The 12,910-nt window shown below is 73.5% G+C and carries 12 protein-coding genes; 7 read left to right on the forward strand and 5 right to left on the reverse strand.

Going from position 1 to position 12,910, the window contains the following annotated elements:
• Positions 1 to 55: 55 nt before the first annotated feature.
• Genes JAO84_RS33540 through JAO84_RS33560 form a run of 5 tightly spaced genes read right to left on the reverse strand, consistent with a single transcriptional unit; the run spans position 56 to position 5,199 of the window.
• A complete protein-coding gene (locus JAO84_RS33540) occupies positions 56 to 934 on the reverse strand; it encodes a branched-chain amino acid aminotransferase (protein WP_370416220.1) in 879 nt (292 codons plus the stop codon).
• On the reverse strand, positions 931 to 2,208 hold the full coding sequence (locus JAO84_RS33545) for an ATP-grasp domain-containing protein (protein WP_370416221.1): 1,278 nt from the start codon (positions 2,206 to 2,208) through the stop codon (positions 931 to 933). Before JAO84_RS33545 ends, JAO84_RS33540 begins: the two co-directional genes overlap by 4 nt.
• Complete coding sequence (locus JAO84_RS33550) at positions 2,205 to 3,272, reverse strand: DMT family transporter (RefSeq protein ID WP_370416222.1); 1,068 nt, start codon at positions 3,270 to 3,272, stop codon at positions 2,205 to 2,207. Before JAO84_RS33550 ends, JAO84_RS33545 begins: the two co-directional genes overlap by 4 nt.
• Positions 3,269 to 4,591, reverse strand: a complete 1,323-nt coding sequence (locus JAO84_RS33555) for a DUF6421 family protein (RefSeq protein WP_370416223.1) — start codon at positions 4,589 to 4,591, stop codon at positions 3,269 to 3,271. The genes JAO84_RS33550 and JAO84_RS33555 overlap by 4 nt, the downstream gene beginning before the upstream one ends.
• Positions 4,588 to 5,199, reverse strand: a complete 612-nt coding sequence (locus tag JAO84_RS33560) for a bacilysin biosynthesis protein BacA (protein ID WP_370416224.1) — start codon at positions 5,197 to 5,199, stop codon at positions 4,588 to 4,590. Before JAO84_RS33560 ends, JAO84_RS33555 begins: the two co-directional genes overlap by 4 nt.
• A 317-nt stretch (positions 5,200 to 5,516) precedes the next feature.
• Between JAO84_RS33560 and JAO84_RS33565 the strand changes: the two genes are divergently transcribed.
• The 7 genes from JAO84_RS33565 (at position 5,517) to nadE (ending at position 12,842) form a co-directional block, all read left to right on the forward strand.
• Entirely contained in the window at positions 5,517 to 6,272 is a 756-nt protein-coding gene (locus JAO84_RS33565; protein ID WP_265863612.1) for an amino acid ABC transporter ATP-binding protein, read from the forward strand.
• A 61-nt stretch (positions 6,273 to 6,333) separates the two neighbouring features.
• The gene (locus JAO84_RS33570; RefSeq protein ID WP_370416225.1) at positions 6,334 to 7,173 is read left to right on the forward strand and encodes a glutamate ABC transporter substrate-binding protein; all 840 of its coding nucleotides are present in this window, start codon (positions 6,334 to 6,336) and stop codon (positions 7,171 to 7,173) included.
• Positions 7,174 to 7,183: 10 nt separating this feature from the next.
• Entirely contained in the window at positions 7,184 to 7,849 is a 666-nt protein-coding gene (locus JAO84_RS33575) for an amino acid ABC transporter permease (protein ID WP_370416226.1), read from the forward strand.
• Entirely contained in the window at positions 7,846 to 8,760 is a 915-nt protein-coding gene (locus JAO84_RS33580; RefSeq protein ID WP_370416227.1) for an amino acid ABC transporter permease, read from the forward strand. The genes JAO84_RS33575 and JAO84_RS33580 overlap by 4 nt, the downstream gene beginning before the upstream one ends.
• A 66-nt stretch (positions 8,761 to 8,826) precedes the next feature.
• Positions 8,827 to 10,407 (forward strand): molybdopterin-dependent oxidoreductase, encoded by a 1,581-nt coding sequence (locus JAO84_RS33585; RefSeq protein WP_370416228.1) that lies wholly within the window; start codon positions 8,827 to 8,829, stop codon positions 10,405 to 10,407.
• 335 nt (positions 10,408 to 10,742) lie between these two features.
• Positions 10,743 to 11,888: a sulfite oxidase gene (locus JAO84_RS33590; protein ID WP_370416229.1), complete on the forward strand. Its 1,146-nt coding sequence runs from the start codon at positions 10,743 to 10,745 to the stop codon at positions 11,886 to 11,888.
• A 120-nt stretch (positions 11,889 to 12,008) separates the two neighbouring features.
• The gene (nadE, locus tag JAO84_RS33595; protein WP_370416230.1) at positions 12,009 to 12,842 is read left to right on the forward strand and encodes an ammonia-dependent NAD(+) synthetase; all 834 of its coding nucleotides are present in this window, start codon (positions 12,009 to 12,011) and stop codon (positions 12,840 to 12,842) included.
• The last annotated feature ends 68 nt before the right edge of the window (positions 12,843 to 12,910 follow it).

Below are 12,910 nucleotides of genomic sequence, written 5' to 3' on the forward strand. Positions count from 1 at the left end.
CGCTCCGTCGGCCGAACGGGGCGGGCCGTCGCACGCCGGGAGCCGGGGTCCCGCGTCAGTCCGTCCGGCGCACCAGCTCTCCGTACGCCTCCGCGAGGCGCAGCGTCGTCTTGCCGACCGTGAACGCGCGGTCGTCGACCGTGCGCACCGGCTGCACCTCGTACGCCGTGCCGGTGAGGAACACCTCGTCGGCCAGGGCGAGTTCGGCCGGGTCGATGCCCCGTACCCGTACCGTCAGGCCGAGTTCACCGGCCAGGGCGATCACGGTCTGCCGGGTGATGCCGTCGAGGAAGCCGTCCGGGACCGGGGTGTGCAGCTCGCCGTCGATCACCAGGAAGAGATTGGCGCCGGTCGCCTCGGCGAGCCGGCCCCGGTGGTCCAGGAGCAGCGCGTCGTCGAAGCCGGCCGCCTCCGCCTCGTCGCGGGCCAGGGTGCCGATCGCGTACAGCGAGGCCGCCTTCGCCCGGACGGGGGCGGTGTCCGGCGAAGGGCGCCGCCAGCGCGAGGTCTTGAGCCGGATGCCCCGCTCCTGCGCCCCGTCCGCGAAGACATGCGGCCACTCCCAGGCGGCGACCGCGACATGGACGCTGTTGCCGGCCCCGGAGACGCTGATCTGCTCGGCTCCGCGCCAGGCCACCGGCCGTACATAGCCGTCGGTGATGCCCTCGCGGGACACGATCTCCCGGGTGACGGCGTCGAGTTCGGCCGCCGTGTACGGGAGCGCGAAGTTCAGCTCTCGGGCCGAGGCGCGCAGCCGCTCCGCGTGCTCCACGGACTTGAACGGACGCCCGCCGTACACCCGCACGCCCTCGAACACCGCGCCGCCGTAGTGCAGTCCGTGCGAGAGGACGTGCAGCCGGGCCTCCCGCCACGGCACGAAGGCGCCGTCCAGCCAGACGGTGCCGTCCCGGTCGTCGAAGGGTTCGGGGCTCACGCGGTGGCCTCCTCGGCGTAGTCGATACGGATCGCCCGCTCAAGCAGGGCGTGGAACTCCTCGGCCTCCGCCGTGCTGCCGTGCCGGGAGATCACGAAGGCCGGATAGCCGGTGAAGTCCGGGTAGGGGCGCACCTCGTCGCCCGGGAACAGCATCTGCACCACGTGGTCGACGCGCGGGTCGTCCCGCAGCGCGTCCAGGCCGTGCACGGCGCTGATCCGGCCGTGCCCGCCGCACGGCACGATGTAGTTGGCGGCGGCCCCGACCGGCTCGGCGAGCCCCTCCCCGTACCCGCCGGCCGGCGCACCGCCCACCGCGATCCGCAGCGCCTCGGCGGCCAGGTCGACCCCGCTGACGTGCGAGGCCACATAGTGCGAGACGCCGGAGCCGCCGATCCGCGCCCCCATCTCCAGGAGGTACGGCTTCGTGCCGCCGCGCAGCCGCAGTTCGGTGTGGGTGGGGCCGTCGGCGATGCCGAGCGCCGCGTGGGCGGCGGTCACCTCGCGCACCACCGCGTCGCGGACCGCGGCCGGAAGGACGGCGGGCGCCCGGTAGACGCTCTCCTCGAAGTAGGGGCCTTCCGGCTCCCCCTTGTAGCCGATCGACAGGATCCGGACCCTGCCCCCGGACACCAGGGACTCCACGGCGAACTCGGGCCCGTCCAGATACTCCTCGACCACCAGGGCCGCGTCCGCGACGCCCAGCTTCGCGGCGCACACCCGGCGCACCTCGGCGACCGTCCCGCGCAGGGCCTCGGGCGTGTCGGCGCGGGTCACGCCCAGGCTGGAGAAGCCGTGCGCTGGCTTCACCACGACCGGGAAGTCGAGGTCGCCGGCGGCCGCGAGGCCCGGCTCCGGGTCCGGGCCGTCGACCCGCGCGAACCGTGGCACGTTGAGCGCGGCCGCCGAAAGGCGCTCCCGCATCACCCGCTTGTCCTGGGCGCCGAGCGCGGTGTCCCGGCCGATGCCGGGCAGGCCGAGCAGCTCGGCGGCCTCCGCGACGAACGGCACCAGCGGGTCGTACAGGGTGGCGACGCCATGGAACGGACGGGCCTCGTGCCGCTTGCGCAGCGCGTCGAGCGCCCCCGCCGGGTCGCCCTCCACGTCCAGCGGCAGCACCTCGACGACGGCGGGCGGCAGCCGGTCGGCCCGCACCTCCTCGTCGGGCCGGGGGACGAGCACCACGTCGACGCCGGCCCGCGCGGCGCCCTCGAAGATCCAGGGGAGCGAGACGCGCTGGTAGAGCAGGACGACGGTGGGACGGGCTTCGGTCATGAACGGTTTCCTTGCCTCGGTGCGGTGGTTTCGGCGTCCTGGTCGCCGGCGTCCTGGGTCTCCGTGTCCCGGTCGCCGGGCTGCTGCGGCGCCGGTACGGACCGGGGCGGCGCGGTACGCCCGCCGACGGTCAGCCAGACGCCCGCCGCGCAGACCGCGATGAGCGCCACGACCAGCGGCCCGGGCGGGCCCGCCGTGCCGAGCGCCCACTCGCCGAGCCGCACCAGGAACGGCACGACCAGCGCCACCGCCGAGGTGAACAGCGGGCCCTTGCGCAGGATCAGCTCGTGCGAGATCACGAACACCGGCGCGGTCAGCACCGCGCCGAGCACCCCGATCCCCGCCCAGTCGGCCGCGTCCACGGAGCCCAGCGGCACGAAGAGCAGCGTCGCCGCGCCCAGCATCACGGTGCCCGCGCCGGTGATCGCGGGCAGCGCGGCGAGCGGCGGCACGTCGGCCATGCGCTGCCGGTACACATAGCCGTACAGCGCGTACGTGAAGGTGCCGCCGAGCGCCATCAGACCGCCGGTGAGCAGCGCGCCCGTGCCGACGGTGTCGCCGCCCGCCCGGCCGTCGGCGACCGCGTAACCGCAGGCGGCGGCCACCGCGAGGAGCGTGCCGAGCAGCTTGCGGCGGGTGGACGGCTCGCGGAAGGCGGCGATGCCGATCAGGAAGGTGAGACAGGGCAGCAGGGACACGATCAGACCGACCCGGGACGCCCCGATCCGGCTGGTCCCGAGCAGCGTGCCCGAGTAGTACGCGAAGAAGCCGAGGAACGCGAGGACCGCGACCGCGCCCGGGCGGGCCGTCGCGGTGCGCACCCCGGCCCAGGTGCGCGGCAGCACGGCCGCGACCGCCGTGATCACCACGAAGCTCGCCGCGGTCCGGCCGGCGGCGACGGCGAGCGCCGGCGCGCCGCTCACCAGATGCCCGGAGAGCAGCCAGCCGGTCGCGAGCAGCAGCACCATCAGGGCCGCGAGCCCTGGCACGGCGAGGCGTCCGCCCCGCTGCCCGTGCCCCGCCCCACCGTGCTCCGTGTCGTGCTCCGTGTCGTGGTCCGTCACCACTCCGCCCGCGCGAACTCCAGCGGCGGCAGCCGGTCGAGCCCGCCCTTGGCGCGCCGCAGGACCTCCTGGTCGGCGGTGAAGGCGTACCGCAGCCGGCGCCCCGAGGCGTCCCGGTCCGACTCCGGCGCCGGCAGGTACGCCCGTACCAGCTCGCGTGCGCGGGAGCGGTACTCGGCGTCCTCGGTGACCTCCGCCTCCAGCGTCTCCATGGTGGCGACATAGGCGCGCAGCGCCTCGACGGCCCGTTCGAGGTCGAGCCGGAGCAGTCCGCCGCCGGCCGGATCGCCGGTGAGCGCGCCGTGCTCGCGGAACCAGGAGTAGAGGAAGACCCCGGTGCCGGAGTCGAAGTTGCCGGTGGCGTCGTCGGCCTGCGGATAGCGGAAGACCCGCTCCAGGAGGATCATCGCGATCTGTTCCTCGGCGTACGGCACGAGCCCGCTGTCCGCGCAGGCGAGCACCGTCTTCGCGTCGACCTTGATCTCCTCAAGGAGCCCCACGAACCAGTTCATCTTGAGCGCGATGTGCTCGTCGAACGGCCACAGGCCCTGGTAGTGCATCGCGTCGTGGAGATAGCCCCAGATCGCGCGGGCCTCGAAACACACGTCGGCCGCGAGCCCGCCGGACGCGCGGGGCAGCGAGTCCGCGGTGAGCACCGCGGCGGCGGCCGGCAGCGCGTACGTCTCGTGGATCTTGCGCATCTTGTTGAAGAAGAACATCGCGTACGGCTGCTCGGTGACCTTGTCGTGCGCGGCCACGTTCTCCGGGAAGAACACGATGCACGAGCCGTGCGCGAAGCCCGCGCTGCCGGTGAGCAGGATCAGCGACTGGCAGTTGTTCTTCGGGTGCGGAAAGCTCTCGGCGAGCACCGGCAGCGCGTCCGGCTCCTTGCGCAGGGCGAAGAAGCAGTCGAGCCGCTTGCCGACCGGCGGCGCGCTGTTGGTCGTCTGGACCGGCGCCAGGAAGAACGTGGTCTCGCCGTCGGCGGGCGCGGCGAGCGCGTCCCGGGAGCGCCCGAAGTGCGGGCGGGCGTCGAGCCCGGCAGCCAGCCAGCCGTCGACGTCGGCCTCCAGGGCCTCGGCCTGCCCGTCGAGCGCGTGCCGCCGGTACCAGGCCGCGCCCTCGTCCCGTATCCGTGCCAGCAGCTCCCGGTCGTCGGCCGTGGGCGCCGGCACCGTGCCGTCGTCGGCCTGGCGCGCCCGGAAGCGGTTCACCAGCGGGATCAGCGAGTCCTGGAGCACGGTCGCCTCGGCGAGCAGATACTCCGGCACGGGCGCGGTGGCGGGCCGTCCCGCGGCAGGCGTCGTACGAAGGCTCATCGGGCGGCCCCGGCGAGCGGTGCGGCGGCGTCGGACGCGATGGCGGAGGGGTCGGACGAGAGGTCGACGGCGAGCACCTGGTGCACCGTGAAGACCATGGGCACCGGCCCGAAGTCGCGTATCACGCGCAGTCCGTGGCGCTCGGCGGCCACGATGGTGGTGATGCAGCCGTCCACCCGGCCCTCGGCGCAGTCGATCGCGGCCTGCGAGTTGCTCAGCACCTCGAGTACCTCGACGCCGGCCGGGGCGAGGGCCGGCCGGACCAGGCCCTGGGGCGCCGGGTGCGAGGCGACCACGGCCGGGGTGTCCGTACCGCGGCTGGCGAGCACCATGTTGTGGGTCGGCATCACGAAGCTGTCGATCATGTGCAGCCGGTGCAGATTGGCGAAGACCAGCGTGTGCAGGGCGGGGTAGACGGCGCACGCGGTGAGCGCGTGCCGGCCGTCGTCGGGGACGGCCTCCAGGGCCTCCTCGATCGAGGCGTGCAGGGTGACGGAGCCGTCGGTGACGCCGCGGCGGCGCAGCCACTCGTGAGAGGCGGCCTCCAGGTTCGTCCCGTGCGGACCTAACGTGTGCAGATGACGGACGTCGTCCGGTCGCGCGTGCATCGGTGTGGGGGCCTTTCCGTGGGCTGCGTGTGGCACCGGCAGGTCGTGCGCTGTTCCTGGTTCTGCGAGCGGACAAGATCCAAGCAAGTGCGGGCGAGCGAGGGCAAGGCCTTTCGGGCGCGTCCCGGATGGTGAAATACGGACGTTGCGCCTCCGCCGCCCGCCGTTCACCCGCGCCGTTCCTCTCGCGCCGTACGGCCGCCCCGCCACGCTCCGTGTCCGCGCGCCCCGGCCCGGCGTGCGCCTCCCGGGCGGAGGGCGGAGCATGAACGTGGGGAGGAAGCGGCGATACGGGGGCGGTGACCCAGGAGGGTGTCATGGCCGTCCCGGACGGTGGCGACGCACTCGTCGTCCTGAGCGACGTCGACAAACACTTCGGCGCGCTCCACGTGCTCCAGTCCATCGACCTCACCATCCACCGTGGGGAGGTCGTGGTCGTCATCGGGCCCTCCGGGTCCGGCAAGTCCACGCTGTGCCGTGCCATCAACCGGCTGGAGACGATCGACTCCGGCACCATCACCATCGACGGCCGGCCGCTGCCCGCCGAGGGCAAGGCGCTGGCCGCGCTGCGCGCCGACGTCGGCATGGTCTTCCAGTCGTTCAACCTCTTCGCCCACAAGACCGTCCTCGCCAATGTCACCCTCGGCCAGATCAAGGTCCGCAAGAAGGACCGCAAGAAGGCCGAGGAACGCGCCCGCGCCCTGCTTGAGCGGGTCGGCGTGGCCAACCAGGCGGACAAGTACCCGGCGCAGCTCTCCGGCGGACAGCAGCAGCGCGTCGCGATCGCCCGCGCGCTCGCCATGGACCCCAAGGTGATGCTGTTCGACGAGCCGACCTCGGCGCTCGACCCGGAGATGATCAACGAGGTCCTGGAGGTCATGCGGCAGCTGGCCAAGGACGGCATGACGATGGTGGTCGTCACCCACGAGATGGGCTTCGCCCGCTCGGCGGCCAATCGTGTGGTCTTCATGTCCGACGGCCGGATCGTCGAGGAGACCACGCCCGACGAGTTCTTCAGCAACCCGCGCAGCGAGCGCGCCAAGGACTTCCTGTCGAAGATCCTCAAGCACTGACCCGCACCGTACCCCCACCCGAAACCCGTACCCGTACCCGCACCACCGTGGAGTGAAGACCATGAACCCGCACAGGAACCGCAGGATCACCGTCGCCGCGGCCGCCGCGGTCGTCCTCGCCTTCACCGGCGCCGCGTGCAGCGACGACGGTGGCGGCGGCGGGGGCGGCGACGACAAGATCACCGTCGGGATCAAGTTCGACCAGCCCGGCCTCGGCCTGAAGACGCCTGACGGCAAGTACACGGGCTTCGATGTCGACGTCGCGACGTACGTCGCGAAGGAACTCGGCCACGATCCGTCCGACATCGTCTGGAAGGAGGCGAAGAGCGCCGACCGCGAGACGCTGCTCCAGCGCGGCGACGTGGACTTCATCGCGGCCACCTACTCGATCAACGAGAAGCGGCAGGAGAAGGTCGACTTCGCCGGTCCCTACCTCCTCGCCCACCAGGACGTGCTGATCCGCGCGGACGACAACACCATCACCAAGCCCACCGACCTCAACAACAAGAAGCTCTGCTCGGTCACCGGCTCGACCTCCGCCCAGAACGTCAAGACGAAGATCGCCCCGAACGCCCAGCTCCAGGAGTACGGCGGCTACTCCGAGTGCCTCACCGGCCTGGAGAACGGCGTGATCGACGCCCTGACCACCGACGACTCGATCCTGGCCGGCTTTGCCGCGCAGCCCGAGTTCAAGGGCAAGTTCAAGCTCGGCGGCTTCAAGCTGAGCAACGAGAACTACGGCATCGGCGTCCAGAAGGGCAGCGAACTCAAGGACCAGATCAACAAGGCCCTGGAGAAGATGGTCGCCGACGGATCCTGGCAGGCCGCCGTGGACAAGAACCTCGGCCCCGCCGGTTACCAGAACGAACCCGCCCCCAAGATCGGCGTCATCGTCCAGTGAGCAGGCCGCCGTGTTCGACTTCCTCGAGGGCTACGACATCCTGGGCGCCTTCTGGACCACCATCCAGCTGACGTTCTACTCCGCCATAGGCTCCCTCATCTGGGGAACGCTGCTGGCCGCCATGCGCGTCAGCCCCGTTCCCCTCATGCGGGGCTTCGGCACCGTCTACGTCAACATCGTCCGCAACATCCCGCTCACCGTCATCATCGTCTTCACCTCGCTCGGCCTCTTCCAGACCCTCGGAGTCAGCCTCGGCGCCAAGGACTTCACGGCCATCAACTTCCGGCTCGCCGTCCTCGGCCTCACCGCCTACACCTCCGCCTTCGTCTGCGAGGCCCTGCGCTCCGGCATCAACACCGTGCCCCTGGGCCAGGTCGAGGCCGCCCGCGCCATCGGCCTGAACTTCACCCAGACCCTGCGCCTCATCGTGCTGCCGCAGGCCTTCCGCTCGGTCGTCGGCCCCCTCACCAACGTCCTCATCGCCCTCACCAAGAACACCACCGTCGCCGCCGCCATCGGCGTCGCCGAAGCCGCGCTCCTGATGCGCGAGATGATCGAGAACGAGGCGCAGCTGCTGCTCATCTCCGCGATCTTCGCCTTCGGCTTCATCTGCCTCACCCTGCCCACCGGACTGTTCCTCGGCTGGGTCGCCAAGAAGGTGGCGGTGAAGCGATGAAGGAGAAGCCCACCGTCCTCTACGACGCCCCCGGGCCGCGCTCACGCCGGCGCAACGTGCTCTACACCGCGCTCTTCCTGGTGGCCCTGGCCGCCGTGGTCTGGTGGGTGGTGCAGAGCCTCGCCGACAAGGACCAGCTCACCTGGGACAAGTGGAAGCCCTTCTTCACCGACTCCCGGGTCTGGAGCACCTACCTCCTCCCGGCCCTGCAGAACACCGTCATCGCCGCCGCCCTCGCCATGGTGATCGCGCTGCCGCTCGGCGCGCTGTTCGGCATCGCCCGGCTCTCCGACCACACCTGGGTACGGGCGACGGCCGGCACCGTCGTGGAGTTCTTCCGCGCCATCCCCGTACTGATCCTGATGCTCTTCGCCAACGCCGCCTACTCGGAGTTCACCGACGTCAGCCCCGAGAACCGGCCGCTGTACGCGGTCGTCACCGGCCTCGTGCTCTACAACTCCTCGGTCCTCGCCGAGGTCGTCCGGGCCGGCATCCTCGCCCTGCCCGGCGGCCAGACCGACGCCGCCAAGGCGATCGGCATGCGCAAGGGCCAGACCATGGCGTACGTGCTGCTCCCGCAGTCCGTCACCGCGATGCTGCCCGCACTGGTCAGCCAGCTCGTCGTCATCGTCAAGGACACCGCGCTCGGCGGCGCGATGCTCGGCTTCTCGGAACTCCTCGCCTCCGTGCGCCCGATGAGCGCGAACTACGGCGCGAACACGATCGCCTCGTTCACCATCGTGGCCGTCGTCTTCGTGATCCTCAACTTCCTCCTCACCACCTTCGCCTCCTGGCTGGAGGGCCGGCTGCGCCGCGGCAAGCGCTCCACCGGAGCCGTCGTCGGAGTGGAGGCGGTGGAGGAGCTCGCCGTACCCGGCGAACACCCGCCGGGCGGCGGGGAACGGCCCTGAGTCCGTACGAACGACGCCGCGCCCCGGATGCTCGCCCCGGGGCGCTCCCGCGCCCAGAATCGGGGCATGACCGCTGCGCCCCCGCCGCCCACCCGTACCGACCGGCTGCTCGCCGCCCTCGCCGGGATCCTCGCCGGATACGGCGGGCTCGCGGTCGCCGCGCTCGTGGCCGTCGTGGTGCGGCCCGAGGCCGGGCCGGTGCCCGCCGTCGGCGACGCCGTCGTCGACCGCACCCCGGCCGGGGTCAAGGACTGGGCGATCCGCACCTTCGGCGAGAGCGACAAGGCGGTCCTGGAATTCGGCATCCTGGTGCTGCTCGCGCTGATCGCCGCCGGTCTCGGTCTGCTCGCCCTGCGCCGCCGGGCCGCCGCCCTCGCCGGCGTGGGGCTGCTCGGCGCGCTCGGGGTGCTCGCCGCCGTCACCCGGCCCGACTCCACCTCCGCCGGCGACGCGCTGCCCTCGCTGGCCGGCGCGGCCACCGCCGCCGCCCTGCTGTACGTCCTGATCGCCCGGCTCACCCGGCCGCGCCCCGCCGCGGCGCCCCGCACCGACCGGCGCGGCTTCCTGCTCGCCGGGGCCGGCGTGGCCGCCGGCGCCACCGCGGCCACCTTCCTGGCCCGCAGCCTGGGCTCCACCCGCTCCGAGCACGCCGCCGCCTCCCGCAGCGCGCTGCGGCTGCCCCGGCCCGCCTCGCCCGCCCCCGCCGTACCGCCCGGCGCCCAGCTCCCGGTCGAGGGCATCAGCCCCTTCGTCACCCCGAACAAGGACTTCTACCGGGTCGACACCGCGCTCGTCGTCCCGCGCGTCGACGCCGACACCTGGAAGCTGCGCATCCACGGCAGCGGCGTACCGCAGGTGCGGGTCTTCACCCTGCCCGAGCTGCTGCGCCGCGAGGTCGTCGAACGCGACATCACCCTCGCCTGCGTCTCCAACGAGGTCGGCGGCTCCCTCGTCGGCAACGCCCGCTGGCTCGGTGTCCGCCTCGACGGCCTGCTCCGCGAGTGCGGGGTCCGCCCGCCCTCGCGGGGCGGACCCGCCGACCAGCTCGTCGCCCGCTCCGTCGACGGCATGACCATCGGCACCCCCGTCGAGGACGTCATGGACGGCCGCGACGCGCTCCTCGCCTTCGGCATGAACGGCGAGCCGCTGCCCTTCGCGCACGGCTTCCCCGTCCGCATGGTCGTCCCCGGCCTGTACGGCTACGTCTCCGCCTGCAAGTGGCTGAGCTCCCTGGAGCTCACCACCTTCGCCGCGTACGACGCCTACTGGGTGCCGCGCGGCTGGTCCGCACAGGCCCCGATCAAGACCCAGTCCCGCATCGACACCCCCCGGCCCCTCGCCAGGATCACCGCGGGCACCCGGCCGGTCGCCGTCGCCGGCGTCGCCTGGGCCCAGCACCGGGGCGTCTCCCGGGTCCAGGTACGGGTCGACGACGGGCCCTGGCAGGACGCCGAGCTCGGCGCCGAGGACGGCCGCGACACCTGGCGCCAGTGGGTCCACCGCTGGCCCGCCACCCCCGGCAAGCACACCCTCACGGTGCGCGCCACCGACGGCACCGGCGCCGTGCAGACCGACCGCCGCGCCGACGTCATGCCGGACGGGGCGACCGGCCTGCACTCCGTGAAGGTCACCGTCACGGAGGACTGAGCGGCGCCGGCACCTGGTGGCCGAAGCGCCCCCGCCCACGGCGGGCTGCCCGCCGGTGCCGGGCCGCGCCCGGCGGCCCCGGCGCGTGAGCGCCTCGCACTGGCCTGGCGGCAGCGGTACGCCCCGCCCACCACCGAACCGGCGGCCCCGGGCCCACCGCCGGTGGCACGGCACCGGCGCGACTCGTCGACGGCGGGCGTCCGGGGAACACCGGCCCGCGGTGCCCGGCCGGGCCGCGCCCGGCGCCCCCCCCCGGCGCGGTACCCCGGCCGCGACCCCCTGCTGCCCCGCTCCGAAGGATGCCGCCCCGGCCCGGACGGCGCACCATGAGGACTATGGACGGCACACCCGGACTCGGCGAGGTCAGCCTCGGGGAGGTCAGCGCGCCGGGCCGCGTCGCCGGGCCCGACGAGGGCATCAGCACCGCCGAACTGGCCCTCGCCACCCGCAACCACGGCCTGCCGCTCGAAGCGCTCGCCCACGACACCAGCCCGCCCGGCCTGCACTACGTCCTGGTGCACTACGACATCCCCGCCACCGACCCCGACGTCTGGCGGCTCGACCTCGACGGCCACGTCGACCACCCGCTCTCGCTCGACCTCGCGGCGCTCCGCGCCCGCCCCGCCGTCACCCACCGGGTCACCCTGGAGTGCGCGGGCAACGGCCGGGCCCGCCTCACGCCCCGCCCGGTCAGCCAGCCCTGGCTGGCCGAGGCCGTCGGCACCGCCGACTGGACCGGCGTCCCGCTGGCCGCCCTGCTCGCCGAGGCGGGCCCGCGGGCCGGCGCGGTCGAGGCGGTCTTCACCGGCGCCGACCACGGCGTGGAACGCGGTGTCGAGCAGGACTACCGGCGCAGCCTCCCGCTCGGCCAGGCCGCCGACCCGGACCGCGGCGTCCTCGTCGCGTACGCCATGAACGGCGCCCCGCTGCCGCCCCAGCACGGGCACCCGCTGCGCCTGGTCGTGCCCGGCTGGTACGGCATGGCCTCGGTGAAGTGGCTCCGCTCGGTCACCGTCACCGACACCCCCTTCACCGGCTTCCAGCAGGCCGTCGCGTACCGCTACCGGGGCGTCACCGAGGATCCGGACGACCCGGGCGAGCCGGTGACCCTGATCGCCCCGCGCGCCCTGATGATCCCGCCCGGCTTCCCCGACTTCATGACCCGGGCCCGCGTCGTCCGCCCCGGCCCGGTGCCGCTGGCCGGCCGCGCCTGGTCCGGGCACGGCCCCGTGGTCCGGGTCGAGCTCAGCGCCGACGGCGAGCAGAGCTGGACGGACGCCGAGGTCACCGCCGACCCGGACCGGCCCTGGGCCTGGGCGGCCTGGCGGGCGGGCTGGACGGCGACCCCGGGCACGTACCTCCTCAGCGTCCGCGCCACCGACGCCACCGGCCGCACCCAGCCGCTCACCGCCCCCTGGAACCGCGGCGGCTTCGGGAACAACCTGGTGCAGCGTGTCGAGGTGCACTGCCTGGCGGAGTGACCCGTCCCACCCGGTCGCCGCCGCGGGGGTGTCCGTGCGGCCGGATAGAGTCGACCGGGACCGACCGTCACCGCGGGCCGGACACCGCAGGCCAGACACCGCAGCACCGAGGAGCATTCCGTGACCGACCCGGAGACCACCGCCGCCCTGCAGCAGCAGATCGCCCGGGAGCTGGAGGTCGGCGAGACCTTCGACCCGAATGCGGAGATCGAGCGCCGGGTGGCCTTCCTCGCCGAGCGCCTCACCTCCACCGGTCTGCGCTCCCTGGTCCTCGGCATCAGCGGCGGCGTCGACTCCACCACCGCGGGCCGGCTCTGCCAGCTGGCCGTCGAGCGGGCCCGGGCTGCCGGCCACGAGGCCGTGTTCTACGCGATGCGGCTGCCCTACGGCGTCCAGGCCGACGAGCACGACGCCCAGCTCGCCCTCGGCTTCATCGAGGCCGACCAGGTCCTCACCGTGGACGTGAAGCCCGCCAGCGACGCCGCCCTCGACGCGGCCCTGGCCGCCGGCGTCTCCTTCCGCGACGCGCACCACCAGGACTTCGTCCAGGGCAACATCAAGGCCCGCCAGCGGATGATCGCCCAGTACGCGGTGGCCGGCGCGCACGACGGCCTCGTGGTCGGCACCGACCACGCCGCCGAGGCGGTCTCCGGCTTCTTCACCAAGTACGGCGACGGCGCCGCCGACCTCGTCCCGCTCACCGGTCTCACCAAGCGCCGGGTGCGCGCGGTCGCGGCCGAGCTCGGCGCCCCCGCCGAGCTGGTGTGGAAGACCCCGACGGCCGACCTGGAGACCCTGGACCCGGGCAAGCCCGACGAGGACGCGCTCGGCGTGACGTACGACGAGATCGACGACTTCCTGGAGGGCAAGCCGGTCGGCGAGGCCGCCTTCGACGCGATCGTGCGCCGCTACCGGCTCACCGACCACAAGCGCAGCCTGCCGATCGCGCCCTGAGGCCCCTGGGCCCCCGCCCCTCCGGGCACGGTCACCCGAGGGTGACAGCCGGGGGACCATCCGGCCGT

The sequence above is a fragment of the Streptomyces fradiae genome (assembly GCF_041270065.1).
Lineage (GTDB): Bacteria > Actinomycetota > Actinomycetes > Streptomycetales > Streptomycetaceae > Streptomyces.